Origin of the sequence: Rhodococcus sp. 06-235-1A (genome assembly GCF_002258785.1) — a bacterium.
GTDB lineage: Bacteria > Actinomycetota > Actinomycetes > Mycobacteriales > Mycobacteriaceae > Rhodococcoides.
In genome coordinates this window covers 34,531-59,792 of the sequence record NZ_NOYI01000018.1, presented here as the reverse complement: position 1 = coordinate 59,792, position 25,262 = coordinate 34,531, and the positions used below count along the sequence as shown (strand labels likewise).

Sequence of the window (25,262 nt, the reverse complement as noted above, 5' to 3'; positions counted from 1 at the left end):
ACTCGTTTACACAACGAGCCCCGCAGGGAGCTCGAGCTGCCTCGCAGATCACGTTCACCGACCGTGCTGTACGGCGTCGGTGAGGGTGTCCATCCCCCATCTGAAGGTTTTCGATTCGACCAAGGAGTACCCATGGCCACCGTTGCACCTGCTGCGACACCGATCCTCGAAGCGAGGGGATTGTCGAGGAGCTTCGGAAACGTGCGCGCCCTCGACGATGCCGACTTCGACATCTACCCGGGTGAGGTCGTCGCCCTCATCGGCGACAACGGCGCAGGCAAGTCGACCTTGGTCAAAGCCCTCTCGGGCAGCCTGGCCGTCGACACCGGCGAGATCCTGTTCGACGGCACCGCGGTCGATCTCGACAGCCCGACGGTGGCAGCAGAACTCGGCATCGAGACGGTGTTCCAGGATCTCGCGCTCGCGCCGCACCTGAACGCTCAGCAGAACATGTTCCTGGGCCGTGAGTTGCCGGCGAAAGGTCCGCTGGGCCGGCTGGGTTTCCTCGATGTCTCCACGATGCGCAAGCAATCACAGGCCGCTCTCGACGAACTCGGAGCCACCGTTCGCAGCCTGACCGTCCCGGTCGGTTCGATGTCCGGTGGACAGCAGCAGGCCATCGCCATCGCCCGTGCCGTCGCCTGGGCCAAGGGCGTCGTGTTTCTCGACGAACCGACCGCTGCGCTCGGCGTAGTGCAGACCCGCAACGTACTCGACACCATTCGTCGGGTGGCAGACCGAGGAGTGGCGGTGGTCTTCATCAGTCACTCGATGCCACACGTCATCGAGGTCGCCGACCGCGTGCAAGTGCTGCGGATGGGCAGACGCGTCGCCACTCTCGACGCCAAGAACACGACCATGGAAGAACTCGTCGGTGCGATGACCGGCGCAACCACCGGAGCCACACGATGAGCAATCAGATCATCACCCCATCCATCGAACCGTTGCCGCCGAGCGAGAAGCCGTCGAAGCACACGTTCGACCTCGTCGAATCGCTTCGTAACCTCGCTCGCGTCCAGGTCTTCCAGATCGTCCTGGTGTTGGCCGCCATCTGCATCGTGTTCTCGATCATGGCTCCCGGTAGCTTCCCCGAGTGGGGCAACATTCGGCAGATCATTCAGAACGTCTCCATCCTGGCCGTCCTCGGAATAGGTATGACGTTCGTGATCGTCACCAGCGGCATCGATCTGTCCGTCGGATCGGTTCTCGTCTTCTCCGGTGTCGTCTCGGCCAAGACGATGGCGGCCGTCGGTGGCGACGGATGGGGAGTCGCTGCGATCGGAATCGTGGTGGCCCTGGGATGCGGCCTGTGCTGGGGATTGCTCAACGGGTTCCTGATCGGCAAGGCCAACGTGCCTCCGCTGATCGTCACGCTCGGCACCCTGGGCGGCGCTCTCGGGCTGTCGCAGGTCATCACCGGCGGAGTCGACATCCGTGACGTGCCACCGGTACTGGTCGACACGATCGGTTACGGAAATCTACCGGCCACCACCATTCCACTGATCTCGAGCATCGCCCTGGTGCTCGTGGTGATTTTCGGAATCGTGCTGCATCGCACCAAGTTCGGCCTCTACACGTTCGCCGTCGGCTCGAAGGAACAGTCCGCTCGTCGAGTCGGCATCAAGGTGGACATGCATCTGGTCAAGATCTACGCACTCTCGGGTACCCTCGCCGGACTCGCAGGCATTCTGTCGCTCTCGCAGTACGGCACCACCGCCATCGCGGGTCAGTCGCAGACCAACCTCAATGTCATTGCGGCCGTTGTCATCGGTGGAACAAGCCTCTTCGGCGGTATCGGCACGATGTTCGGCACCGTCGTCGGACTCTTCATTCCCGCTGTGTTGCAGAACGGATTCGTCATCGTCGGAGTGCAGCCGTTCTGGCAGCAGGTCGCCGTCGGTGCCGTCCTGATCGCAGCCGTGTACTTCGATCAGCGTCGTCGCGACGCAGCGAGCCGAGGTCAATCGCCAAGCTCGCTCAAGAAACTCTGGTCCCGAAGTCCATAGCGCGGATCAGTCCTCCTCTCCCTCCTTCACAACCCTTTGAAAGAAAGTCGACCATGATCACATCACGCACCGCCGCCGTTGCACTGAGTGTCGCTTCGGTCTCCGCCATGTTCCTGGCGGGTTGTTCGTCCGACTCCGGAAGCGGTGGCGGCAGCGGCAAGATCGCCTTCATCCAGGGCGTGAGCGGCGACGAGTTCTACATCAGCATGCAGTGCGGAATCGAAGCTGCGGCCAAGGAGGCGGGCGTCACCGTCGACACCCAGGGCCCGGTGAAGTTCGATCCCACCCTGCAGAAGCCGATCGTGGATTCCGTTGTCGCATCGCGGCCGTCGGCCATTCTGATCGCTCCGACCGACGTCGCAGCCATGCAGGCACCGTTGGCTGCCGCCGCGAAGGCCGGCATCAAGGTCGTCCTCGTCGACACCACCCTGGAAGACCCGTCCATCGCGGTGTCCTCGATTTCCTCCGACAACAAGGGCGGCGGAGCGGAAGCGTTCAACGCCATCGAAGGGCTCAATCCCTCCGGCGGCAAGGTTCTGGTCATCTCCACCGACCCCGGTATCTCCACCGCCGACGCCCGAGTGGCCGGCTTCGAGGAAGCCGTCGGAGCCAACCCGGCGTTCGACTACCTCGGAGTGCAGTACAGCCACAACGACCCGGCCGAAGCCGCTCGTCTGGTCTCTGCCGCCCTGGCCAAGGACCCCGACATCGTCGGCATCTTCGCCGCCAACACGTTCGCAGCCGAGGGCACCGCGACGGGCGTCCGGCAGGCAGGCAAGCAGGACCAGGTCAAGATCGTCGGATTCGATGCCGGTCCCGCTCAGGTCAAGCAGCTGCGTGAGGGAACCGTGCAGGCTCTGATCGCCCAGCAGCCCGACACGATCGGCACCGACGGGGTGGAGCAGGCCATGGCCGCGATCGACGGCAAGCCCGTCACAGCAGACATCTCCACCGGCTTCCATGTCATCACCGCCGAGAACATCGACAGCGACGGTGCGCAGTACGTCTACAAGTCTTCCTGCTGACCTGTCGACTCCATGAACTGCGGTGGTGCTCCTGGTGGCCGAACATGCCCGGGAGCGCCACCGCTCACCAACTCCGTCTCACCTCCAGCCGACCCGAGGACCCTGTCATGACCGAGCTTCGCCGCACCACCTTGGAGCACCTGCCCGCGAGCGTCGCGAAGCCCGCGTACGATCTCGACGAGTTGCACTGTGGCGTCGTTCATTTCGGTGTCGGTGCGTTTCATCGCGCTCATCAGGCGGTGTACTTCGACCGCCTTCTCGGGGCCGGGCACCTCGACTGGGCGCTGTGCGGCGTGGGAGTCATGCCGGGGGACAGGGAGATCGGGAATGTGCTCGACGCCCAAGACCACCTGTACACGGTGGTGACCGTCGATCCGAACGGTCGGCAGGATGCACGCGTCATCGGTTCGGTGGCAGATTTCGTCTTCGCGCCCGACGATCCGCAGGGTGTACTCGACATTCTCGGCTCGCCGTCGACGATGATCGTGTCGCTGACGATCACCGAGTCCGGTTACGGCGTCGACGACGCCACAGGAGAATTCGCGCCCACCGACCGTGCGGTTCTCCGCGACCTCAAGGATCTGTCGGTGCCGACCAGCGTGTTCGGCTTCCTGACCGTTGCGCTCGCCACCCGCAGACACCACGGGATCCCGCCCTTCACTGTGATGTCGTGCGACAACATCGTCCACAACGGGTCCGTCACCCGAACGGCATTGACCTCGTTCGCCCGCCATCACGACGCCGACCTCGCCGACTGGATCGATGCCACCGTCGCCTTTCCCAACTCGATGGTCGACCGCATCACTCCAGCAACCACTCCGGCGGTCGTCGACGACGTCCGCGTCGAGTTCGGTATCGATGATCGATGGCCGGTGCGATCGGAATCGTTCTCGCAGTGGGTGGTCGAAGACACCTTCTCGTTCGGGCGGCCACCGTTCGACGACGTGGGCGTGCAACTCGTCGCCGACGTCGCGCCGTACGAACACATGAAACTGCGGCTGCTCAACGGGTCCCATCAGGCCATGAGCTACCTCGGCATACTCGCCGGGTACACCCACGTGCACGAGGTGATGGCCAGTCCCGACCTGCACGAGTTCGTGGCGTCGTACATGCGCAGCGAGGCGGCACCCACGCTCGCCCCTGTCCCGGGAATCGACATCGATGCCTACATGGACCAACTGCTGCAACGCTTTTCCAGCCTCGCCGTTCGCGACACGCTCGAGCGCCAGATCGTCGACGCGTCCGCCCGCATTCCGAAGTTCGTACTGCCGGTGATCCGCGATCTGCTGGCCCAGGATCGATGCGTCGACCACTGCGCGTTGATACTCGCAGCGTGGTGCGGTGTCTACGAGCGCGGGGACGTGCCGATGATCGACGCGTATGCCGAACAGCTGCAGCGGCTGTCCTGGGAAGACCACGACAACCCTGGCGCATTCTTGACCAATACCGCTGTGTTCGGTGATCTGTCGACCAGCCCGCGTCTACGCGGCGCGTATCAGAAGGCCAAGCGCTCGCTTCAGGACAGCGGAGCTCGCGGAGCCGTGCGGCGGGTTCTGGAACAGTCGGTCGGTCAGGCCTTGTAGTAGACCACCTGGTGACTCGTCGCCAGCAATGTCCCGCCCTCGGTCCACAGTTCGGCCGTCTGGTCGAAGTAACCCCGGTGGAAGCGGCGCGCTCGGGCAGTGCCGAGGACGTACCCGTCGGAGTGGCGTTCGAGGTCTTCGGGCGTCGCGAAGAAGTGGGTCGTCAGCGAGATGGTGCCCGCCGGAACGTAGCGACCGAGACGCTGAAAGATCCTGGGGTAGAACACATCACTGAGTGACGTCAGCGCCGGAAAGTCCAACGGACGCGTCGGTGCATCTCGAATCCACAGGGTCTCGGTCGAGTCTGCGGATTCCTGGTCGTTCAGAGAGCCTGCCACGAAACGCATCTCGTAGTTCTGCGCCCAGGCGATGGCGTCGGGAAAGTCGCCTCGAGGAGTGTCGGCGGGGGAGGGGACGGTCGGTGCCGTCGCCTCGATGGTGTCCCAGGTGTCGCGCCGAGTGCCGAAGACTGCGGTTGCTGTGGTGGCGACCTCACCACCCTGAGTCAGTTCGAGATACCAGTGTTGATTGCTTCGGTTGGTCCGCACGGCACGCGCCGAGATATCGAATTCGCCCTCGGCCACGGGACCGGCGAAGTTCACCGTCAGCGAGACGGGTGAACCGAGGCTTTCGGGATGCAGCTCGATGGCGCGGATGAATGTTGCGGCGGTGAGGCCCCCGAACGGGCCGACCATGTTGTTGTACGGTGCCGACGTCCTACCGCGGTACGTGCCGTCGGTGACGGTCTCGAGTGCCACTGCTGTGTCGAACGGATGCATTGTTCTCCCGTAGGTCTCGATCGGCGTTGGTGCCGATTCAAACTATCCGGCTCACGGACACGGCATGCAGGGTGGCTCCTCACGGAATGATTCGCTGCCTGCGCAGCTCGGCGAAGATCCCGGCGAACATCTCTTCGGTGTCGACGAAACGATGAAATCCCATGCGGCGGGCCTTGGACCCGTCGGCGATGACGTCGTAGTCCCAGGAGAACACGAAATCACCGAATGCCCAGCACGATACGTCGGAATAATGAATCGTCTGTAGTCCGTGCTCGGCGACGATGGAATCCCACAGCGTCTCCTTGTCTGCCATGACATCTGCGAGGGACATCGGCAACGGGGTTGCGGTGTCGAGATCGAAGAGACCTGCGATGCGTGGCCACATCCCGCTCCAGCGAAACATGTCGCCGTTGGTGATGTTGAAGGCCTGATTCGCGCAGTTCGGCGTCGTGGCCGCCCATACTGTCGCCTCGGCCAGAAGCGTTGCATCGGTCATTTCGAGCAACGAGCCGAAGGCACCGGGCTTGCCAGGAAACCGCATCGGCACACTCAGTTTCTTGCACATGGTGGCGTACACGGCGATCACCGTGGCCAGGTTCATCGGGTTACCGAGCGCGATGCCGCACACCACCGACGGCCGAATGGCCGACCACGTCCACCGCTTGCCGACCTGCTGCTCCTCGAGAAACTGCTGCTGATCGACGTTGAACTCGGGCGGCATGTGGGGTGGATCGGATTCCCGTGCAGGCGTTGTGAAGGGGCCGAGGTGCGCGCCGTACACCTTGTATCCCTGCATCAGGCTCACGTGCTCGAGGTCCGGTGAGTTCTTCTCGATGGCCGTGACCACGTTGACGAGCATCGCGAGATTGGGGGCGACGAGTTCGGCCCAGGTCGGTCTCTCTTGGTAGGCGGCGTAGAAGATGTGCGTGACGTCGGTCAGCTCCGCCAGTCGGCGGTGAGTCTCGTCGGCGTCGAGCAGATCCACCGCGATGTGCCGGACGCGACCGCGATCGGTTCCGCCGCGCCGCGAGAGCCCGACGATGTCCCACTCGCCGGTTCGCTGAAGGTGGTCGACCAAGTTGCCGCCGATCACTCCTTTTGCTCCGACCACTACTGCTACCCGTGACATGACCTTCTCCTATCTGGATATCGCGATATTGCGATGTCGCTAGTAGACCACAGATCGGGATATCGCGATATGGGAGTAGGCTTCGGGGGTGGCTGACGAACTGGACCCCGCTGAGCTCGCGGCAGTGTTCGGTGCGCTCAGCAATCCTGCGCGATTGGCGATCATGCAGTGGCTCAAGGATCCGAGCGACTTCCCGCCCCAACTCGAACCCGCCGAGGACGTGGGCGTGTGCCTCAAGCACATTCAATCGCGGGCGGGGGTCTCGCAGTCCACGGCGTCGCAATACATGGCCGTGCTGCAACGCGCCCAGCTGGTGACGAGCACCAAAATCGGTCCCTGGGTGCACTACAAACGCAACGCCGACTACCTCGAGCGACTGGCCGAAACGATCAGGTCCGATCTCTGAAGAAGTCGATGGCCTGATCGATAGAGTCGGCGATCGGATGCGCCGACAGAGCTCGATGCCGCACTGATTCCCGGTCGGTCTCGCGGGCGATCGCTCGTAAGTCGATGCGTTGCAGGAGCTTCTTGGTCACCGGTCGCTTGCTGTCCCAGAATGCCAGTGCAGCAACAAGATCGTTTGCCTCCTCGCTCGTCAGCAACGCATATGCGACGGCACAGGTTGCTGGGTCCTCGAACGGCAACAGGTATGTGGCGTCGTCGAAGACCGCAGGTTTGCCGTCGTAGGGGCCGACCATCCTGAACCGAGGAATCTTGTGGAAGCCGGAGATCGCAATCTTGTAGGGCGAGAACGTATACGGACCGACGCCGAAGATGCAGAACCGGGCGCGGTTTCGGTAGATGGACGACTTGCGGCTGTCGAGCGCAGCTGCGTTGTCGTTCAGGTACTTCCACAATTTCGGCGCGCTGTTCGCCAATTGTGCGGTGTCGTCACCGGTGTGCGATTGTGGCACGATCATCCAGCGGGACACGTCGTTGAGCTTGTCACGGTAGACATCGGTGCACTTGAACAGGGGAAACAGGAAGTCCTGCTCTACGTCCACCGCGTTGCCGAGTTTGGTTCGCGGGCCACCGTTCTCGGCCAGTTCCATCACCGATGACGCGTCGTGCTTGATTCCCTGACGCCACATCAGCGGACTGACTCCGTCGAACTGCTTGCTGCGCTCGTAGGCGTCGATGTCCGCGACGAGTTGCCCGTCGACCACGCCGATTCTTGTGGTCGGGTGCGGTGATTCGATGGTCGGGTACGTCTGTGCGGTGTAGTCGGGCATCCCGGGTCCGAGCTCGACGACGAACCAGCAGGCGTCCACTCCGGCGTCGAACCACTTCTTGGCATCGATCGACCGCAGACTCGAGCCGGTGACGGGAAGGTTGCGCCTGGCGCTGTGCAACAGAACATTGCGCGCCACCTGGGTCTTGCAGATCATCGCGATGGTGGTGGGCCTGTCGGCGAACTCGGTCAACAGTTTGATCCAGATGTACTCTGCGATATCGAAATTGGAGCTTCCGGTGATCGCATCGATTCCACGGGCGTTGGCGGTGTTCACGCGAGCAGGTCTGTTGGCGGAATCGAGTACGGACAGCTGGGAGTTGGTGACCCATGGTGGGTTTCCGACGACGAGAGTCGGGCCCGGCGCCGATGTCCATTCGATGTCTCGTGCCAGATCGAAATCGAAAATCGATGCAGTGATCACTCTGCCGAATGTCGATGCGGCCGCGGCGTACTCGGGCTGCACTTCGATTCCGACGCGTTCTGCGTCGGAGTGGTGCTCGCCGATGACCGACATGAAATTTCCGACACCACAGGTGGGTTCGAGGACGCGAGTCCACTGTCGCCGAGGCAGAGTGCTCACCAATGCGCGCGCCAACTCGATCGGGGTCTGGAAGTCCCCGAACTCGTTGTTGGGCATCGGTGCCTCCGGCAGTGGTGCGGTGTGTGCCTTCCGTGGCACGGGAGCAGAGTCTACGGAGCGATCCAGAGGTACAGCGTCACGCCACTGCCGCAGGCACTAAAGTGGACCGGGATGAAGCTGTCGCGAGGAGTCTTGCTGCTGTCCACTCTTGTGTTCGTCGGGGCGCTGATCTGGGTGGGGACAACGGCAGACGACCAGGTGCCGGCACACTTCACCGGCTGGGGACAGATCGACCGGATGGAATCGAAATCATCGTTCCTATTGACGACCGGCGGCATCGGAATGCTCTTGATCGGCTTCTTTGCGAGCGTCGCTTGGTGGTTGCCCAAGGTCCCTGCCCGGATGGTGAACATGCCGAGTAGGCGAATGCATGAATACTGGACAACTGCCGAGCATCGACCCGAACTGAATCGAAAGATGGCCGAGGACTTCGACTGGATCGGCTCGGCAACTGCGTTGCTGCTTGCCTGGATGGTTGTCGTGTCGGGTTCGACCACGGGAGACTCCGTCAACGGCTGGATTCTTGTGGCACCGACGGCCTCCTTCCTCGTGGCCGTCCTGGGGTACGTCGCGTATCTGATCAAAGGCAACCGATACCGCATACCGAGTGATTGAGTCAGGAGAGTTCGGATGGCATGGAATCCGTTCGATCGTCGGTCGAAGGACCAGCGTGCGATCGACGACGCAGTGGTCGATCTCGGCAAGCCGGCGTGGGGTGGTGCGCACGGCCACTTCGTCCGAGATGCACTCACCTCCTGGCGTCTTGCCGCCACCTCGACTCTGCATGACCCCCCGACTGCAACCCGGCTCGACAGAGTGCGGAAGGTCGTGGATCGGCAGCCGGCAAGTCGAGGACAGGCAGACGTCGCAGAGCTCGAGAGCCTCCGCAAGACGGTGACGGGCAGTGTCGTCTACGTCGTCGCTGCTCTGGCCACCGCTATCGAGGGTCTGGCGGCGTGGACGGCGGACGACGTAGCGCACCGGATCGTGCGCATCGACCTGTCTGCGGAAGTTGCCTCGGTTGCGCGCAGCGCAGGACTGCTTCAGGCCGCCCTCGATCGTCTCGGCGGCCCACCGTCGGGCCACCTCGCCAAAGATGCCGAGGTGCAAGCGATGTACGCCCGGCGGACCGAAGCACTCGCCGATCGTCAACGCACCCTGATCTTGCGATTGACTGCATTGCGCTCGTATCTGGACGGACTGATGGACATCGAGAAGGAACTCGAGAAGATGCGGTGGATCGAGCATCACGGGTCTCCCGACTTCGCCGAGCTCGAGGAGCGCGAGAGCGACGAGCTGGCGTCCTTGAATCTCAGCGCAGCGCGAGATCTGTTCGACGAGGCAACCGATCGCATCGGAGTGCAATTGCGTGAGGCGGCAGAAAAGCTCGGGGATTCCGGTCAGCGCTGACGTGCACATTCGATCCACCGATGGTGGACGATCCTGACGTGTCGGCTTGGCCGGCGGTCGAGTACGAGGATCGGCCGTGGGGTGTGTCTGACACCTACAACCGGCGGGTCCGGTGATACCGGGCGTGGCCACCCCGACGAGCCCTGAACGTCACTGCACCTCGACGCGCCTGGACTTCACTTTCTTCACCACGAAATAGGCGATCAGCGCAACAACGATGCCGATGACGATGTACTGGAACACCGAGGCGTAGTTCTCCACGTAGTGCCAGTTCTCACCGAGAAAGTAACCGGCGAGCACGAAGATCGAGTTCCAGATCAGGCTGCCCAGAGTCGTGTACAGGGTGAACTGCAGGATCGGCATCCGTGAGACTCCGGCGGGAATGGAAATGCCCGAGCGAACCACCGGAATCATGCGGCCGAAGAACACCGCCGAACGTCCGTGACGGGTGAACCAATCCTCCGCTTTCGTCAGATCCTCGGTTCCGACGAACGGCATCTTCTCGACGATGGCGTACATCCGGTCGCGACCGAGCTTGATGCCCAGCCAGTACAGAACCAACGCACCCAAGACCGAGCCGGCTGTCGTCCAGAACAGCGCACCGAAGAGAGTCATCCCGCCCTGCGATGCGGTGAATCCTGCCAACGGCAGGATGATCTCGCTGGGTAGCGGCGGGAAAAAGTTCTCGGCGGCCACCGCGATTCCGGCGCCGGGGCCACCGATGGCCTCCATCAAGCTGACCGCCCAACCGGCGATTCCGCCGAGTTCGGTGCTGGTCGCGGCAAGGGTGGAGAGGTCACTCATGACAACGACTGTACGAAAGGTGTCGACTGAAAATCTGCTCACCAGGACAAATGCCCGAAAATTGAGACATATGGAACACTCGATCGTGTGAACCGAGTCTCTCGAGTAGTCCCTGCTGTTGCCGTTGCCACACTGCTGCTGAGTGCCTGCGGGTCCTCGGATTCGGCCGAGCCGGCGCCGAGCACCCCGAGCAATTCCTCCTCCTCGGCGGCAACGTCGTCGAAATCGAGCACTGCAACGGTCTACAACCTGCCCGGTAGTGGAGTGTTCCCCGAAGGCATCACCGCCGCAGACGACACCTTCTACGTGACGTCGACGTCCGACGGCGCGGTGTTCCGCGGAACCGTCGGATCCCCCGATGTGTCGGTGTTCCTACCCGGCGGCGCGGACGGACGCACCGGTGCTGCCGGGATCGATGTGACCGATGACGACGATCGCGCCGACCACCTGGTGATCGCCGGAGGAGCCACCGGCAAGGTGTGGGTGTACGACGTCGATTCCGGTGATCTGGTGGCCACGTTCACCAACGGTCTCGGTGCCGACGCGACATTCCTCAACGACGTCGCCATTGCCGACAACGGCGACGCCTACGTCACGGACTCCCGCAGCCCGGCGTTGTATCGCATTCCCGTCGAGCAGATGACGGCCGGAACGCAGGACGGCCCGTTGGAGACGTTCGTGAGCTTCGACGGCACTCCGTTCGCGTACGGGGAGGGCTTCAACGCGAACGGCATCGTCGAGAACGACAATGAAACAGCGTTGATCGTCGTGCAGTCGAGCACCGGCTACCTGTATCGCATCGACAAGACCTCCAAGGAGGTCACACAGGTCGATCTCGGCGGAGCGACCCTCGTGAACGGCGACGGGATGGAGATGGACGACGACACGCTGTACGTCGTCCGTAATCGCGACGGGCTCATCGCCAAGGTGGATCTCGACGACGACGGAAGAACCGGTGCGGTCACCGGTGAGATCACCGACCCATCGTTCGCCTACCCGACAACCGTTGCCGCACTGGATGATCGGCTGTACGTGGTGAACAGTCAATTCGACAAGCGTGGGGGAGAGCCCGTCGAACCCTTCACTGTCAGCGCAGTTCCGGAGTAGAGCGGCTGCGCCGCACGTGCACGAAAGTTCGTAGCAGAGACCGAGTTTCCGTGCACGACAGTCAGTCGGCGAGGATGGCGTCGATCTGGCCGAGGGCGAGTCCCATGCCCTCTTCCATACCCATTGCGACGAGCTCCTCCAGCTGCGCCAGGCTGTCGAACCGCGAGCGGATGGTCATGCGCGTTCTGCCGTCGACGTCCTCGAGGCTCGCTACGGCGTGCGTGACAGGCATCGTCGACGACGGATTGCCCGAGTCGTCGGCGAACCCGTCGTCGAAGGACAGGGTGGTAGGTGCCGAAATGTCGGTGAAAATCCACCAACCGGCGGCCTTTTCGCCGTCCGGACCGGACATGTAGTACGACGCCTTACCGCCTGGAACGAAGTCGTGGGACACGAATGTCGCGGGCCATGTGGGCGGACCCCACCACCGTTCGAGCTGGCGCGGATCCGCCCAAATCTGCCAAACGCGTTCGACTTTCGCGTCGAACTCCGCAACCATGGTCATGGTCAAGTTCTCTGCATCTTTGTGTGAGCTGATGAACGGCACGATTCAGCCTTTCTCGTCTTCGGACAGAAGGTCGTCGATCCGGTCCACCCGTTGTCGCCAGATCTCCTCGTAGCTGTCGAGCAGTGCACGCGCCCTCGCGATCGTGTCCAACCGGACTTGCACGATTTGCTCCCTGCCACGCTTGTGTTTCGTGATCAGGTCGGCGCGTTCGAGCACCGCGACGTGTTTCTGTACTGCGGCAAAACTCATGGCGTAGTGAGATGCCAACTCCGAGACCGACTGTTCGCCGACGGTGACCTTCGCGACGATGTCACGACGCGTCGTGTCGGCGAAGGCCTGGAACAGGCGATCGACCTCGGCGTCACTCATCTCACCTACAACCATTTGGTTGTAGGTTATGTCGAGGTTCGGATTTCGTCAAGAGTGTTCGGCGTCGGTCGTCTGCATGCTCGTCAGTGAGCCGATCGCGGCGGCGACGACAGTGTCGATGAAGGCCGCGTCACACGGAAGGCGGGTGAGGAGATGTCTGAAATGGATAGGAGCGATGAGTAGTTCTATTGCAGTGCGTGCGTTCGCGTCGGCCCCGGCGGGGATCTCACCGCGTGCGATTGCATGCCTGATCATCACTTGGTTCGCCTCGAAACGCTTCTGCCAGAATGTGTTCCGTGCCTGTTCGATCTCGGCGGAGTCGGTGACGAAGGCGAGCGCTCGAACCAGGCCATGGCCGAGGGGTGAGTTCAGATAGGTGCTCAAACTGGTGGCGAGCGCCGTCAGATCCTCGCGCAGCGAACCGGTATCGGGCCCTGGGAGGGTGTGCTCGCTGGCAGCGAGCATCGCGTCGAGCACGAGATTTTCTCGAGTGGCCCACCGTCGGTAGACGGTGCTGTCGCGGACGCCGGCGCGGCGGGCAATGTCGGGTATGCCGACGTTGTCGACGCCGCCCTCGATCACGGCGTCCAGCACGGCTTGGTGTACCGCAGCTCTGACCTGAGCCGTCCGCCCCCCAGGCCGTCGACGTGGTGCAACGTGCTCGGTGTCGTCATCCATTCGTGAATGCTATTGCAGCGTTACTTGCATTAGTCGATCGAGCCACCTACCGTGCCTTAACGCAGAACTTTCTGCTTTGAGTGGCGGGGGAACAGCCGGTGACATCGTTGATGGATTGGGGACGACGGATAGCGGTCAGCGTGAGGGCACTGACCCACAGCACCGAAAGTGCAGCGCACAGGCAAGGTGTCGCGCCGTATCTGCCGCGGCTGTTCGTCGACCGCTTCACGCACCTCGGCGGAATCTCGGATGCCGAATTCCGGCGTCAGTTGTCGGAATGTCGTTCGTTCGACGATGATCGGTGGGCTCCCTATTGGTCGACTTTCGCCGACCGATACCTCGCGCGCGCAGACGATGCCTTGTCCCGATTGGGTGCCCCCGCGAGTGCCCTGTTGCTCGACGCCACCGACCCCTCGGCGCTGACGGCTCTGGGTGAGGCACTGGCACCAGCGGCGACGATTCTGGCCGATCGTGGCACGGTTGCAGATCCGGAGGCACCGACACGGTTCGTCGCAGAGCATCCGTCGGCATCCGACGCGGTTGTTGCGATGGACGGTTTGATCAAAGCAGTGGTGTACGACTTCGTTGCCGCGTGGCCTGGCGGGAGTCCACAACGCCAGCGCGCCTATCGTCGCTCGTCGGACTTGTCGGAAACGTTGTTGCGAGCCATGGCACCGACGATGGGGTACGACGTCGAAGTGCTCGACATCTTCCTGCCCGGCACCACCGATCGAGTACACGGCGTTCTCGCGTTACCGATCGGTGCGACGAACATGCCGACGGTTCTGGTGACGAACGGTTTGGAAGGCACCATCGCCGAGACCCTCTTTCCTCTCCTGGCTCAGCGCGACTCCGGTCTCGCCACCTTCGTCATGGAGATGCCCGGCACGTATTCGTACAGCGACCCCATGACGGCGGCGGCCGAGAACGTGTACAGCGCGGTGATCGACTTTCTCGCTGCCGATGAGCGCATCGACGCCGAGCGGCTCGGCATCATGGGTTTCAGTTTCGGCGGTTACTGGGCGGCGCGCATGGCCGCTGTGGACCCTCGTTTGAAAGCGGCGGTGTCCAATGGGCCGCTCACGCATCGCAGTTTCGGTGTCATCAATTCGATCGGCATGCCGGAGGTGATGCTGTCGACGCTGAGCCGGACGCTCGGTGCGACCAGTACTGCCGGCCTGTTGCGTAAGGTGTCGAAACTCTCTCTGCGACAACTCTATCGAGAGATCGGCATCCCACTGTTGGTGATCAACGGGGCCCGGGACACGCTGGCCAGTACCCGCGACTCGATCGACCTCGCAGTCGCTGCACCGAACGCCCAGCTGGTGCTCTATGCCGACGACGACCACTGTGCGATGGGCAATGCCGAGCACTGGTCGTTGCTGTCGACTCGCTTCCTCTGTGAGCATCTTCTGGCCCCGTCGACGAAATAGGTTTGCCTGCCACCGACTGCCGGTGTCCGGGCGACGTCACCGAGCAAGGGCGATCGTTCAGGCACCATGGAGCGTGGGCAGCCGACCGTGCCGTCCCAGAGGAGAGCGACGTGGAGATTCGACCGGCCAGGATCGGCACTCTGCTGATCGCGTTGGGGGCGCTGGTGGTGCTGGTTCTCGATCTCCACACCGCGTGGCAGACGCCATCGCATCTGCGTCGCACGATCAGTGAATACGGACTCGGTGCTCAGCAGTGGGTGTTCTCGATAGGCGTCGTTCTGCTCGCATTCGGTTCGGCGCTCACCCTCGCGTCCGCGATTCGACATCGCCTCACTCGGCCCGGTGCGGCCGCCTCTGTTTTCCTGACACTGTGGACTCTGGGACTCGTCGCCGTCGTCGCTGTGCCGAAGCAGGATTGGTCGAACGATGCTTCACTGAGCATCGGCGGGACGATCCATCGACTCGGAGCCGCCGTGGCGTTCGTCAGCATTCCGGTCGCGGTGTTCGCGTTCTCGCGCCCCTGGCTTCGCGACACCGTGTGGGCAGTGCGCGCTCGCGTGACCATGGGACTCAGCGCGCTCTCAGTAGTGACCTTGATGCCCATCGCGTATGCGCTTGCCGTCGGTGCCACCGGATCACGACCCTGGTATCGCGTGGTCACACTCGGCTACGTGGAGCGGGTGCTCGTCGTGGCCGAAGTGATCGCGTTGATCTCGCTGGCCTTGTGGGTGTGGGCAGCTGAACGTAGGAATGCTGCTTCCGCCGAGTCACAAGAGATCAGGGCCTCGCAGCCCGTCTAGGGAACCGATCGGGCCGGCGTCGCGTCCAACCATCGAGTGACGTCGGTGGCGAGAGGGCGAACGTATGCGGTCAACGGGTAGGCATCCGCTTGCGGCAGCCTGCGCTTCGGCGCTGTTGCTGACGGGTTGCGCCGCCTCGACGCAGGGGAGTCCGGTCGCGAGTGGGGACGCCTCGACAGAATCGATGACCGTGGCATCGGGCCCGAGGGAGCCATTCGATCCGTGCACCATTCCGAAATCTGCGGTGACGGCAAGTGGATTGGACGTGAGTACGGAGCGGCCGGACTTCGCGGGAATCACGACGTACCCCGGTTGGCAGAATTGTGCGTGGGATGGGCCGACCGAAACTCCGTGGTACTTCCTCATTGTCCAGTCATCGATCAACTCGCTCGATCAATTCTTGCGCAGTCCGCAGAATGTAAATCAGGTTCCAGTCCACATAGGCCCCCGCGCTGCAGTTCAGTACAACCTCTCCGAGGACGGTGACCCGCCAGAGGGCTGCAGGATTGCGCTCGAAGCGGGCGGCAACCTCTTGATCTTCATCCTTCACAAAATTGGGTCGAAAGACTTGTCGGGTGACCCCTGCGCCGAAGTCAATAAGCACGCCGAGGACCTTCAGTCCCACTTGCCGAAGTGAAAGGCACGCCCCTGTGACCGACAAGACGCTAGGTCTGGCCGACAACCTTGCCTATTGGAGATCGTTGCGCGATCAGGCAGATGCCGGCGAACTCCACATCGAGGCTGATGTTGCGGTGGCCTGCGACAAGGCGTGTTCTGACTACCTTGAAAAACTGGACAAAATGTTCGAGATGACCGTCGGCCTGTCGTCGCCTGAATCGTTCGGCGACTTGCCGTCAGCCCAGATGCTCGGTGCTAAATTTCATCGCCTTGCTGTTGGTGAAGAAGGCTCCGCTCGCTTCGCGATCAAGCAGCAGATCGAGATCATCAAGACGATGCGGGAGTTCTTTCGACACTATTTCGCCAGCGTTGAGGCCACGGATGTCGATACCGCCGCTGCGGTCGAAGCGCTGTCGCCGCCGCAATAGACGAAAAATCCCGACGACCCAGTTGCTCGGCCGTCGGGATAATTCACTCGAACCACCCTGCTATCGGGCCAGTTCCACGTCCGCGTCCTCGTCCACGAAAGGATCACCGTTGCGCGGAGCGTTGTAGCGCTCGAGGTCGAGGATTCCCTCGCGCTTGGCGACGATGGTCGGCACCAGCGCCTGGCCGGTCACGTTGACTGCGGTGCGGCCCATGTCGACAATCGGCTCCACCGCGAGCAGCAGACCGACACCGGCGAGAGGCAGGCCGAGCGTCGACAGCGTGAGGGTGAGCATGACTGTCGCCCCGGTTGTTCCTGCCGTTGCGGCAGAACCGATCACGGAGACCACGATGATCAGCAGGTAGTCGGTGATGGTGAGGTCGATGCCGTAGAACTGAGCCACGAAGAGGGCCGCGATCGCGGGATAGATTGCCGCGCAACCGTCCATCTTCGTTGTCGCCCCGAGTGGTACCGCAAACGACGCATACTCACGCGGCACTCCGAGGTTGCGTTCGGTCACACGCTCGGTGAGCGGCAGAGTTCCGATCGACGAGCGCGACACGAAGCCCAGCTGCGTGGCCGGCCACACTCCCGAATAGAAATTGCGCACCGAAAGCCCGTGGGCGCGAATGATCAACGGGTACACGACGAAGAACACCACAGCCAGGCCGATGTAGATCGACACGGTGAAGACCCCGAGCGAACCGATCGCGTCCCAGCCATAGGTTGCGACTGCGTTGCCAATGAGGGCGGCGGTGCCGATCGGTGCCAGGCGAATGATCCACCACAGCACCTTCTGCACGATGGCCAACAGCGATGCGTTGAAGACGAGGAACGGCTCGGCCTTCTTGCCGACCTTGAGTGCGGCGATGCCGATGGCCGCAGCAATGACCAGCAACTGCAGGATGTTGAAGCTCAATGACGTGGTCGCTGCACCGTCGGTGACAGTGGTTTTCGCGCCGAGCGCGAAGAAGTTGTTCGGCACCAATCCGGTGAGGAACGACCACCACGACCCGACACTGGAAGGATCCTTTGCAGAATCCATACCGGCGCTGGTGCGCGAGCCGGGCTGCGCGACCAATCCGATCACGATGCCGATGATGACGGCGATGAAGGCCGTGATGGCGAACCACCACAGCGTCTGAATTGCCAGGCGGGCTGCATTTGCAACCTCGCGCAGGTTGGCGATGGAACTGACTATGGCGGTGAACACCAGCGGGATCACCGCGACGGTGAGGAGCTTGACGTAGCTCGAACCGATGGTCGCGAGGGTCCCGACCAACCAGTTCTCGTTGCCATCGGCGGCGGTAGACATCGATCGAGCGATGAGCCCGAGAACGACACCGAGGACGAGTCCGGCAACGATCTGTGGTCCGAACGCGGTTGCCCAGGTGGGGACACGGCGCGTTCGGGTAGCGCTGGGCGCAGACATGGATATGCCTTTCGAAAGAGAGAGGTGTCGCCAGAGGTGGACGACAGAAATGCTCGTCGGCCGATGGGCCGAACTTCAGGGGTTGCGGTCTAGAGACCCGTCAACAGGTAGCGCTGGCTTGCAGACGCAAGTCGACATAGCGTCGAGAGGTCAGCAGCGGATTCACTGGCCAAACGGTACTCCGCCGTGGAACTGCGTAGCCGGGCAGGGCGGTCTGAGAGTTCACTGTGGGATCGGTATGGGACCTCTGCGGCGTCGATCGGACTTCTCTTTCGTGGGTTAGTTTGAGGTTCCTGTCGTCGACGAAACGAGATCATGAGTACGAAAGCAAAACCCCGAGGACTGGTCCGACGACTCCTGCAAGCAGTGTCCGCACTCGCTGCAGCACTGGTGGCGGTCGTTCTGGCGTCGGCCGGTTGGGTTGCGTATTCGACGGCGGGGAAGGTGTACGACGTCGACGATGCGCCGGACGCGCCAGTGGCCATCGTTCTCGGCGCGCAGGTGCGCGACGGCAAGCCGATGCGGTTCCTCGCCGGACGTCTCGACACTGCGATTGCACTGATGGCTGCGGGGAAGATCAAAGCGATACTGGTCTCCGGTGACGCGGACGGCAACTCCGGCAACGAGATTCAAGCGATGACCGACTATCTGATCGAGCACGGAATCGATCCCGCCGTGATCATCGGCGACGATCACGGCATCGACACCTACGACACGTGCGCTCGCGCGAAGGAGACGTTCGGTGTCGAACGGGGACTGATCATCAGCCAGCCCCTCCATGTGTCGCGAGCAGTGGCGTTGTGTGAGGACATGGACCTCGACGTCGACGGAGTCACAGCAGAGTGCATCGACTGCAATACCCTTGCGGTGGTGCGCAACTACGCACGAGAGTTGTTGGCGCGTCCCAAGGCGGTACTGGATCTGTGGTCGGGTCGCGATCCCGTGGTGGTCTCCCCGCCCGTCGATTCGCTCGCGGCCATCATCGACCGATGAGTGTGCCCGACGGCGACATCGCAGTCCCGATCGTGGTTCGCGAGTTGGCCGGACCCGACGACATCGAGGCGGTGTGGTCGAATGAGTTGGGCGGGTTGACCTTTCGTCTCGGCACAGCACGCTACGTCAAGTGGACGCCGGCCGCGGCCTCGATCGATCTGGAGGAGGAGAGGCGTCGTCTGCAGTGGGTGATCCAGTACACCCCAGTGCCCAAGGTTCTCGAGAGCGGTTCCGACGATTCGGGTTCCTGGATGGTGACCGAGGCACTGCCCTGGGAGAGCGCGGTAGCAGATCGCTGGTTCGCAGATCCGGCACGTGCAGTTCGCGCGGCGGCGACCGGCCTTCGGGCGTTTCACGATGCAGTCTCCATCGCTCACTGCCCGTTCGACTGGTCGGTTCTTACCCGTATAGGCGATCGTGAGTTACCGGTGGAATCGCCCGCGATAGACAGGCTCGTCGTCTGCCACGGCGACGCGTGCATGCCCAACACCCTCATCGCCGACGACGGATCCTGGGCAGCACATGTCGACATGGGCACCATGGGCGTCGCCGATCGATGGGCAGACCTGGCACCGGCAATCTGGAGCACCGAGTACAACTTCGGACGCGACTACTGCGCGGCCTTCTTGGACGCGTACGGCGTCGACCTCGACCGTGAGCGCCTCGATTACTACCTGTGGTTGTGGGAATCCACGTGAGCGGCAGAATTGGACGGTGCCGCACGCGGCTAGAGTGAGCGAGCCCGGTTCGACGACTCAGCGGACCCGTGTTTGGAGGAGAAGTGGACGCTTGAGCTGGATTCGCTTGAACGACGTCGCCAAGGGATACGACCAGAAGGTGATGCTGCGCGAGGTGTTCTTTCGCCTCGCCGACGGCGATCGCATCGGTCTGATCGGCCGCAACGGAACGGGCAAGACCACCCTGCTGCAGCTCCTTCTCGGGCGTGAGACACCCGATTCGGGAACCGTCGACGTCACCGAGGGCGCGCGCATCGGGTACTTCTCGCAGTTCTCCGAACTCGATGGCGACAGCAGCATTCAATCCGAACTCGAATCGCTGTTCGGGGCTGTCCACGAGATCGAGGTCGAATTGGCCGAGGTCGAGGCCGCGCTCGGTGGTGATCTCGACGAGAAGCAGATGTACAAGCTCGTCGATCGCCAAGCAGAACTGCTCGACGCCATGGAGAACAGCGGTGGATGGACCTACCACCAGCAGATCGACACAGTGCTCTCGATGCTCGGCTTCAACGCCGAGCGCCGTGAACTTCCTGTCGATCGCCTCTCCGGCGGCTGGCGCAACCGTGCCGCGCTGGCCAAGATTCTCATCGAGGCACCGGACGTCCTGCTGCTCGACGAGCCGACGAACTTTCTCGACGTTGCAGGAATCGCGTGGCTCGAGCGCTGGTTGCGCGACTTCCGCGGTGCACTTCTGGTCGTCTCGCACGACCGCGCGTTCCTCGAACAGGTGGTCACCAGCATCGTCGAAATCGAGAACCATCACTTGCAGACGTACGACGGTAGCTACTCGGAATACGTTCAGCAGAAACAGTTTCGACTCAAGAACCTCGAGCGCGAGTTCAGCAACGAGCAACAGCTGCTGGCGTACGAGCAGGAAGCGATCAGCGATCGCAAGGAAGCAGTGAAGAACCCGAGCGGGGTGCTCAAGCGTCGGCTCGCGAACATCAAGAAGAGCAAGAGTCCGCGTCCGGTCGACACTGTGGTCACCGCGATCTACGGCGGTTTGCACGTACACGACAACCTGGCGGAGATCACCGGTATCTCCAAAAGCTATGGCGAGCAACGACTCTTCGATAACATCTCGTTCACCGTGCACCGCGGTGACCGCATCGCCATCACCGGACCGAACGGATGTGGAAAGACCACTCTGGTCGACATTCTCGTCGGTGCCGAGCAACCGGACAGCGGCAAGATCAAATGGAAGACCAAGGCCCCGTCGTTCATCTACTACAACCAGGTGCTCGCCGATCTCGATCTCGATGACACGGTGTCGCACTCGGTGAACGCAATGCCAGGCAGTCTTGCACTCACGGCGACGAAGAAGGAAGTCCACCGCTTCCTGACGCTGCTGCAGTTCTCCGAGATGGATCTCAAATCGAAGATCGGCGTGCTGTCCGGTGGACAGAAGGCGCGAGTGGCTCTGGCTCAGTGCCTACTGTTCGGCGCAGGAGTCATCGTGCTCGACGAGCCGACCAACCACCTCGACCTGCAGAGCACCCAGGTTCTCGAACGTGCCCTGATGGCGTTCCCGGGCGCGGTGATCCTGGTGAGCCACGACAGGTTCTTCGTCGAAAAAGTCGCGTTCAGGCAGCTGTCGTTCGACGGCAAGGGCGGCGTCACCGAAATCGCCGGTGTGCAGATGGCGTGACCTTGAGGGCTATCCTTTGATCTTCGATGTGGAGGTGCCCCACTCGGCGTCGCGCAGCTCTTTCTTCCTGATCTTGCCGGTCGATGTCTTCGGTAACTCGACGATGAATTCGACGTTGCGCGGGGCCTTGTACGATGCGATGGCAGATTTCACGTGCGCCACGAGATCGGCCTCGGAGGCGTCCGCGCCCGGTGCCAGCACCACGAATGCCTTCGGTCGCTCGCCCCACTTGTCGTCCGGCACTCCGATCACCGCCACATCGGCGACGGCCGGATGGCTCGCCAGTGCCTGTTCGACCTCGATCGTCGAGATGTTCTCGCCACCGGAAATGACGACATCCTTGGCTCGGTCGAGTAGCTGAACGTAGCCGTCGGGATGCATCACCCCGAGGTCGCCGGAATGGAACCAGCCGCCCGCGAAAGCCTTTGTCGTGCCATCGGTGTCGTTGTAGTACCCCTTCATGACGTTGTTGCCGCGCATGACGATCTCGCCCATCTCCACGCCGTCGGGTTCGACGTCCACCAGCGCTCCGCCGGCCTCCGGCTTGTCGCGCACCACGCGCAAACGGTCGGCGGTGAGCATGCCGACTCCCTGTCGAGCCAACCGCTTCGCCTGGTCGTCAGCGTCCAGTTCGAGCCATTCCTGCTTTGCCTCGCACACCGAGTACGGACCGTAGGTTTCGGTGAGTCCGTAGACGTGTACGAGCGTTGCGCCCAATGCTCTGATCTTGGTGATGATCGTCGGGCTCGGAGGAGCTCCCGCTGTGACGATGGTCAGCGGTCGATCGAGCGAATGTGCCTCTGCAGCAGTGGCAAGAGTGGTCAGCACGGTCGGCGCACCGGCAAGGTGATCGACGCCGTTGTCGATGGCAGACCAGATCGCATCGCCGCGCACTCCGCGAAGACAGACGTGTGTGCCCGACGCGGCCGTGACCGCCCACGTGGTGCACCATCCGTTGCAGTGGAACATCGGCAGCGTCCATAAGTAGCGGGTGTCGATGTCGAACCCTTGGTGGTGCAGTTCTCCGAGCGAATTGAGGTAGGCGCCGCGGTGGGTGTACATCACGCCCTTGGGTCGACCGGTGGTGCCCGAGGTGTAGTTGATCGTGATGGTCGACGTCTCGTCGTCGACCTCCCACTCCAACGGATCGTCCGTGCCGCGCTCGACGAAGGCATCGTAGCGAGTGGTGTGGGGCAGCTTCGCGTACGTGCCGTCGACGGCAGGTGTTTCGACGATCTCACGGACGGAATCGGCGATCGGATCCGTTCCGAGTCCGGCCAGCAGTGCCGAATCACCCACCAGTAGAACCGAACCGGAGTGATCGCAGATATAACGGACCTCGTCCGGTGAAAGTCGCGTGTTGATCGCGACCAGGACGCCACCGGCCAGTGGTACTGCGTAATGCGCGAACAGTAGCTCCGCCGAGTTCGACGCGATGTACGCCACCCGATCTCCGTGGCCGACACCCGACGCGCGCAGTGCGTGCGCGAGTCGGGTGACGGCGGCGGCGAATTTCTCATAGGTGAAGGTGCGCGGACCATCCTCCACGGCGATCTTGTGGGGATGGACCTCCGCAGCACGTTCGAGGAAGCGAAGTGGCGTCAGCGGAGTATCCAGACCGGTCATGTCAGCCAATGTAGCGCGCGCTACGAGGCCAGATCGGATTTGTCGAGACGTTCGCGCCCACCGGTCAGGTCGGCGCGTTCGGCGGCGGCGCGACCGGCAAGCCAACCCTGCGCATTGTCGCTGCCGAAGGTGATCGTTTTCGTCGACGGGTACCGGGCAGCGTACGCACGGTCCACGGCATCGGATCGCTTCGCCATGATCGGCACCAGAGCCGATCCGTGTTGTTGTGTTGCCGCCGCAGTGGCTCGCGTGCGTGCGTCGTGCAATCGTTCGCCGATTCGGTGGGCGTAGGCGATCAAGAATGCATGACGAAAGCTGCGAGTCCGCGAGGTCGGTGACTCGCCGACTTCGTCGAGTGCGCGTGCCGATTGGACCAACAACGAGGTGTACAGAAGCTCGCATAGATCGAGGTCGACGGGCATACCAATGACGGTGGCCAGCAGGTACTTCTTTTTCCACACTGTTCTGGCACCGTTGGCCTTGCACACGCTGTGCAGCAGAAGCAGTTTGGCTTTGCAGTACGGATTGCTCACCATGATGCGTCGCGTGATGACATCGTCGATCACGCCGCAACGGTTCCCCGCATCGAGAAGCGCGCTGTCGATCGCATAGCGCGTCATCAGGTCCTGGGCCTTGGCCGAAAATGCCTCGGCTTCAGCGGGGAATTGCGTCGACTCGGCCTTGGCCAGCAGCCCTCGTATCCTGCCGAGGATCTTGGAGTCTGCCACCCGCCGGGGACCGGAAGGCGTGGTGCGCGAGGTCCATTCAGCAGGAGGGGGCAGAAGGCTTTCGATGGGCAACAGCCATGTCGCGCAGCCGAGTACGAGCAACAGGGTGTACCACGACTGCACCGACGATCGCCGGTTGTTCGAACGCCACCGTCGAAGACGGTCGGCCGAGGTGCCGCCTGCAGATTCGACGTTCAGCTCGGACAACTGATCTCGCCAGGAATCCGGAGCAAGGCTGTCGGCGGAACTTCGTGCCGCATGAGCGCCGATCGCCTCGATCATGACCACCGCGCCGTCGCCTCCGGCGCTCTGACGCGTTACGTGTACCAGTTCGGCAGGCTGCCAGCCGTTCTCGAATGCCGTGTCGACAGCGTCGTCGAGTACTTTCGCCGCGCGATCGTGCACCGAACAGGCTCGGTTGGCTTCGTCCGCAGCGGACAGGCGTTCCGCGATCAGCTGGGTCATGTCTTTTGCCGACGACCCCAACTGGGCGAAACCGATTCCACTGTCCAGCAATTCGTTCGGATCAGCACTGTCTCGCAGATTGTTTGCGCGTGAATACTTGAAAAAACTGTCCAGATCGATACGACTCATCGTCGTCCCCTCCACGTCCCCCGGTGTGGTCCCCGAACTTTTCGGTGAATCGCAGAGTAGGGGAGTGGTCCGACAAGTATTAGAACGTGTCAGCGAGGAGCGAGCATCTGCAGCAATTCTTCGACCGACGGCAGGCCGGGAATTACGGGCAGGTCCACCACAGGAACGGCGGCGGGCGGTGCCGTCAGTTCGACGCCGCCGAGAGCTGCCAACACGTCGTCGGTGTTGGACCTGGTCGGTCCGTATGTATTGGATGCGATGACGAATTCATCGCCGATCGACGCCGATGCGACCACACTCGATCGGTCGTCGGCCCATCCCCACTTGGTCCCGATCACGCCGGGCAACTGCTCAGTGCCCCAGTCCTGAACCATTCCATCGCGTGCCACGGGAGCCGCCGTGGTCATCCAGGCCAGTACCGGGCTGGCGGGATCGGTTCGCTTCTTTGCGGCCAGGAAGCGAACGGTGTCTGCGGTGCTGGTATACGAATCGCCCCAGAACGAACCCCGCGAGGTCGAGGTGAGTCCGAACTCGGCGGCAGTTGCCGAGATGGACTGGGGATACTTCGAGTCCAGCACGGATGCGGCACCGTCGTCGCTGACCTGGATCATCCGCGCAGCGAGGTCGCGATCCCTCGGCGAACCGTCACCGAAGCGTACGACGTAATCGGCCATGTAGAGCTTGACCGTCGACAGTCCCGGGCGCGCCGAGTTGTCCTCCGCGCTGCCCACGTAGGTCCCCGTCGATAAGTGTTCGTACGACAACGACGTTCGGGCCGGAACATCCGAGAGGTCGCCGGGCGTGGGCAAAGCCTGGGCCGGTGCCGCGCACACCAATGCCACAGCGATACCGACAATTGGGACAGCAGTCCTGGTGAAGATGCGTCGCAGGACCGTCATCTCGGTCTCCTCGAGGTGGTGGCCCGCCGCGAATCGGTGGCCGATGACTGTAGCT

26 protein-coding genes are annotated in these 25,262 nt (G+C 62.6%); 15 read left to right on the top strand and 11 right to left on the bottom strand.

The annotated features are described in order from the left end of the window. The first annotated feature begins 132 nt into the window (after positions 1–132). From CH275_RS17250 to CH275_RS17235, 4 genes are all read left to right on the top strand, one after another. Entirely contained in the window at positions 133–912 is a 780-nt protein-coding gene (locus CH275_RS17250) for an ATP-binding cassette domain-containing protein (protein WP_094679568.1), read from the top strand. Then, the gene (locus tag CH275_RS17245; RefSeq protein WP_094679567.1) at positions 909–2,006 is read left to right on the top strand and encodes an ABC transporter permease; all 1,098 of its coding nucleotides are present in this window, start codon (positions 909–911) and stop codon (positions 2,004–2,006) included. The genes CH275_RS17250 and CH275_RS17245 overlap by 4 nt, the downstream gene beginning before the upstream one ends. Before the next feature lie 53 nt (positions 2,007–2,059). Beyond that, positions 2,060–3,031, top strand: coding sequence for an ABC transporter substrate-binding protein (locus CH275_RS17240; RefSeq protein WP_094679566.1), 972 nt, complete (start codon positions 2,060–2,062; stop codon positions 3,029–3,031). Between the two features lie 107 nt (positions 3,032–3,138). Further along, the gene (locus CH275_RS17235) at positions 3,139–4,614 is read left to right on the top strand and encodes a mannitol dehydrogenase family protein (protein WP_094679565.1); all 1,476 of its coding nucleotides are present in this window, start codon (positions 3,139–3,141) and stop codon (positions 4,612–4,614) included. Here the strand turns inward: CH275_RS17235 and CH275_RS17230 are convergent. Both CH275_RS17230 and CH275_RS17225 read right to left on the bottom strand, forming a co-directional pair. Continuing rightward, entirely contained in the window at positions 4,602–5,393 is a 792-nt protein-coding gene (locus tag CH275_RS17230; protein ID WP_094679564.1) for an acyl-CoA thioesterase, read from the bottom strand. The genes CH275_RS17235 and CH275_RS17230 overlap by 13 nt on opposite strands. Before the next feature lie 79 nt (positions 5,394–5,472). After that, positions 5,473–6,522 carry an SDR family oxidoreductase gene (locus tag CH275_RS17225; RefSeq protein ID WP_094679563.1) on the bottom strand — a complete coding sequence of 350 codons (1,050 nt, stop codon included), beginning with the start codon at positions 6,520–6,522 and terminating at the stop codon, positions 5,473–5,475. Positions 6,523–6,685: 163 nt separating this feature from the next. Here CH275_RS17225 and CH275_RS17220 point away from each other — a divergent pair, with 163 nt between their 5' ends. Beyond that, positions 6,686–6,928: an ArsR/SmtB family transcription factor gene (locus tag CH275_RS17220; protein WP_373453721.1), complete on the top strand. Its 243-nt coding sequence runs from the start codon at positions 6,686–6,688 to the stop codon at positions 6,926–6,928. Here the strand turns inward: CH275_RS17220 and CH275_RS17215 are convergent. Then, positions 6,912–8,435 (bottom strand): SAM-dependent methyltransferase, encoded by a 1,524-nt coding sequence (locus CH275_RS17215; RefSeq protein WP_179276202.1) that lies wholly within the window; start codon positions 8,433–8,435, stop codon positions 6,912–6,914. The two genes, CH275_RS17220 and CH275_RS17215, sit on opposite strands and share 17 nt — an antisense overlap. Positions 8,436–8,507: 72 nt before the next feature. On the opposite strand from CH275_RS17215, the gene CH275_RS17210 reads away from it, so the two are divergent. After that, complete coding sequence (locus CH275_RS17210; RefSeq protein ID WP_094679561.1) at positions 8,508–9,011, top strand: hypothetical protein; 504 nt, start codon at positions 8,508–8,510, stop codon at positions 9,009–9,011. A 15-nt stretch (positions 9,012–9,026) separates the two neighbouring features. After that, on the top strand, positions 9,027–9,806 hold the full coding sequence (locus CH275_RS17205) for a hypothetical protein (protein ID WP_094679560.1): 780 nt from the start codon (positions 9,027–9,029) through the stop codon (positions 9,804–9,806). 150 nt (positions 9,807–9,956) lie between these two features. On the opposite strand, the gene CH275_RS17200 is transcribed toward CH275_RS17205, so the two are convergent. Continuing rightward, a complete protein-coding gene (locus CH275_RS17200; protein ID WP_094679559.1) occupies positions 9,957–10,610 on the bottom strand; it encodes a DedA family protein in 654 nt (217 codons plus the stop codon). An 87-nt stretch (positions 10,611–10,697) separates the two neighbouring features. On the opposite strand from CH275_RS17200, the gene CH275_RS17195 reads away from it, so the two are divergent. Then, positions 10,698–11,717, top strand: coding sequence for an SMP-30/gluconolactonase/LRE family protein (locus tag CH275_RS17195; protein WP_094679558.1), 1,020 nt, complete (start codon positions 10,698–10,700; stop codon positions 11,715–11,717). Between the two features lie 61 nt (positions 11,718–11,778). Here the strand turns inward: CH275_RS17195 and CH275_RS17190 are convergent, their stop codons facing one another. The 3 genes from CH275_RS17190 to CH275_RS17180 are packed head-to-tail and all read right to left on the bottom strand — an operon-like array spanning position 11,779 to position 13,272. Then, positions 11,779–12,222, bottom strand: coding sequence for an SRPBCC family protein (locus tag CH275_RS17190; RefSeq protein WP_306436953.1), 444 nt, complete (start codon positions 12,220–12,222; stop codon positions 11,779–11,781). A gap of 45 nt (positions 12,223–12,267) precedes the next feature. Next, entirely contained in the window at positions 12,268–12,594 is a 327-nt protein-coding gene (locus CH275_RS17185) for an ArsR/SmtB family transcription factor (protein WP_256991085.1), read from the bottom strand. A 48-nt stretch (positions 12,595–12,642) separates the two neighbouring features. Next, a complete protein-coding gene (locus CH275_RS17180) occupies positions 12,643–13,272 on the bottom strand; it encodes a TetR/AcrR family transcriptional regulator (RefSeq protein ID WP_094679555.1) in 630 nt (209 codons plus the stop codon). Between the two features lie 98 nt (positions 13,273–13,370). Between CH275_RS17180 and CH275_RS17175 the strand changes: the two genes are divergently transcribed. The 4 genes from CH275_RS17175 to CH275_RS17160 all read left to right on the top strand — a co-directional run bounded on the left by CH275_RS17175 (position 13,371) and on the right by CH275_RS17160 (position 16,551). Beyond that, on the top strand, positions 13,371–14,705 hold the full coding sequence (locus CH275_RS17175; RefSeq protein ID WP_256991084.1) for an alpha/beta hydrolase family protein: 1,335 nt from the start codon (positions 13,371–13,373) through the stop codon (positions 14,703–14,705). A 110-nt stretch (positions 14,706–14,815) separates the two neighbouring features. Continuing rightward, a complete protein-coding gene (locus tag CH275_RS17170) occupies positions 14,816–15,505 on the top strand; it encodes a DUF998 domain-containing protein (RefSeq protein ID WP_094679658.1) in 690 nt (229 codons plus the stop codon). Between the two features lie 64 nt (positions 15,506–15,569). Beyond that, the gene (locus tag CH275_RS30420; RefSeq protein WP_094679553.1) at positions 15,570–16,142 is read left to right on the top strand and encodes a DUF3558 domain-containing protein; all 573 of its coding nucleotides are present in this window, start codon (positions 15,570–15,572) and stop codon (positions 16,140–16,142) included. A 13-nt stretch (positions 16,143–16,155) separates the two neighbouring features. Beyond that, positions 16,156–16,551, top strand: coding sequence for a hypothetical protein (locus tag CH275_RS17160; protein ID WP_094679552.1), 396 nt, complete (start codon positions 16,156–16,158; stop codon positions 16,549–16,551). A 60-nt stretch (positions 16,552–16,611) separates the two neighbouring features. On the opposite strand, the gene CH275_RS17155 is transcribed toward CH275_RS17160, so the two are convergent. After that, complete coding sequence (locus CH275_RS17155; RefSeq protein WP_094679551.1) at positions 16,612–17,982, bottom strand: dicarboxylate/amino acid:cation symporter; 1,371 nt, start codon at positions 17,980–17,982, stop codon at positions 16,612–16,614. 315 nt (positions 17,983–18,297) lie between these two features. Between CH275_RS17155 and CH275_RS17150 the strand changes: the two genes are divergently transcribed. The 3 genes from CH275_RS17150 (at position 18,298) to CH275_RS17140 (ending at position 21,360) form a co-directional block, all read left to right on the top strand. Continuing rightward, positions 18,298–18,975: a SanA/YdcF family protein gene (locus CH275_RS17150; protein ID WP_094679550.1), complete on the top strand. Its 678-nt coding sequence runs from the start codon at positions 18,298–18,300 to the stop codon at positions 18,973–18,975. Next, complete coding sequence (locus CH275_RS17145; RefSeq protein ID WP_094679549.1) at positions 18,972–19,673, top strand: aminoglycoside 3'-phosphotransferase; 702 nt, start codon at positions 18,972–18,974, stop codon at positions 19,671–19,673. The genes CH275_RS17150 and CH275_RS17145 overlap by 4 nt, the downstream gene beginning before the upstream one ends. Positions 19,674–19,764: 91 nt before the next feature. Continuing rightward, positions 19,765–21,360: an ABC-F family ATP-binding cassette domain-containing protein gene (locus tag CH275_RS17140; RefSeq protein ID WP_179276201.1), complete on the top strand. Its 1,596-nt coding sequence runs from the start codon at positions 19,765–19,767 to the stop codon at positions 21,358–21,360. A 9-nt stretch (positions 21,361–21,369) separates the two neighbouring features. On the opposite strand, the gene CH275_RS17135 is transcribed toward CH275_RS17140, so the two are convergent. The 3 genes from CH275_RS17135 to CH275_RS17125 form a co-directional block, all read right to left on the bottom strand. Next, positions 21,370–22,986, bottom strand: a complete 1,617-nt coding sequence (locus CH275_RS17135) for an AMP-binding protein (RefSeq protein WP_094679548.1) — start codon at positions 22,984–22,986, stop codon at positions 21,370–21,372. Positions 22,987–23,006: 20 nt separating this feature from the next. After that, complete coding sequence (locus CH275_RS17130) at positions 23,007–24,308, bottom strand: DUF2786 domain-containing protein (protein ID WP_143546805.1); 1,302 nt, start codon at positions 24,306–24,308, stop codon at positions 23,007–23,009. A gap of 89 nt (positions 24,309–24,397) precedes the next feature. Beyond that, positions 24,398–25,207: a hypothetical protein gene (locus tag CH275_RS17125; protein WP_094679656.1), complete on the bottom strand. Its 810-nt coding sequence runs from the start codon at positions 25,205–25,207 to the stop codon at positions 24,398–24,400. Between the last annotated feature and the right edge of the window lie 55 nt (positions 25,208–25,262).

Coding starts and splice junctions, on each gene's coding strand:
- CH275_RS17210 (WP_094679561.1), top strand. CDS start 8,508: ATGAAGCTGTCGCGAGGAGTCTTGCTGCTGTCCACTCTTGTGTTCGTC.
- CH275_RS17155 (WP_094679551.1), bottom strand. CDS start 17,982: ATGTCTGCGCCCAGCGCTACCCGAACGCGCCGTGTCCCCACCTGGGCA.
- CH275_RS17190 (WP_306436953.1), bottom strand. CDS start 12,222: ATGACCATGGTTGCGGAGTTCGACGCGAAAGTCGAACGCGTTTGGCAG.
- CH275_RS17245 (WP_094679567.1), top strand. CDS start 909: ATGAGCAATCAGATCATCACCCCATCCATCGAACCGTTGCCGCCGAGC.
- CH275_RS17200 (WP_094679559.1), bottom strand. CDS start 10,610: ATGAGTGACCTCTCCACCCTTGCCGCGACCAGCACCGAACTCGGCGGA.
- CH275_RS17180 (WP_094679555.1), bottom strand. CDS start 13,272: ATGGATGACGACACCGAGCACGTTGCACCACGTCGACGGCCTGGGGGG.
- CH275_RS17130 (WP_143546805.1), bottom strand. CDS start 24,308: ATGAGTCGTATCGATCTGGACAGTTTTTTCAAGTATTCACGCGCAAAC.
- CH275_RS17225 (WP_094679563.1), bottom strand. CDS start 6,522: ATGTCACGGGTAGCAGTAGTGGTCGGAGCAAAAGGAGTGATCGGCGGC.
- CH275_RS17125 (WP_094679656.1), bottom strand. CDS start 25,207: ATGACGGTCCTGCGACGCATCTTCACCAGGACTGCTGTCCCAATTGTC.
- CH275_RS17240 (WP_094679566.1), top strand. CDS start 2,060: ATGATCACATCACGCACCGCCGCCGTTGCACTGAGTGTCGCTTCGGTC.
- CH275_RS17230 (WP_094679564.1), bottom strand. CDS start 5,393: ATGCATCCGTTCGACACAGCAGTGGCACTCGAGACCGTCACCGACGGC.
- CH275_RS17185 (WP_256991085.1), bottom strand. CDS start 12,594: ATGAGTGACGCCGAGGTCGATCGCCTGTTCCAGGCCTTCGCCGACACG.
- CH275_RS17235 (WP_094679565.1), top strand. CDS start 3,139: ATGACCGAGCTTCGCCGCACCACCTTGGAGCACCTGCCCGCGAGCGTC.
- CH275_RS17145 (WP_094679549.1), top strand. CDS start 18,972: ATGAGTGTGCCCGACGGCGACATCGCAGTCCCGATCGTGGTTCGCGAG.
- CH275_RS17150 (WP_094679550.1), top strand. CDS start 18,298: ATGAGTACGAAAGCAAAACCCCGAGGACTGGTCCGACGACTCCTGCAA.
- CH275_RS17205 (WP_094679560.1), top strand. CDS start 9,027: ATGGCATGGAATCCGTTCGATCGTCGGTCGAAGGACCAGCGTGCGATC.
- CH275_RS17220 (WP_373453721.1), top strand. CDS start 6,686: ATGCAGTGGCTCAAGGATCCGAGCGACTTCCCGCCCCAACTCGAACCC.
- CH275_RS30420 (WP_094679553.1), top strand. CDS start 15,570: ATGCGGTCAACGGGTAGGCATCCGCTTGCGGCAGCCTGCGCTTCGGCG.
- CH275_RS17250 (WP_094679568.1), top strand. CDS start 133: ATGGCCACCGTTGCACCTGCTGCGACACCGATCCTCGAAGCGAGGGGA.
- CH275_RS17135 (WP_094679548.1), bottom strand. CDS start 22,986: ATGACCGGTCTGGATACTCCGCTGACGCCACTTCGCTTCCTCGAACGT.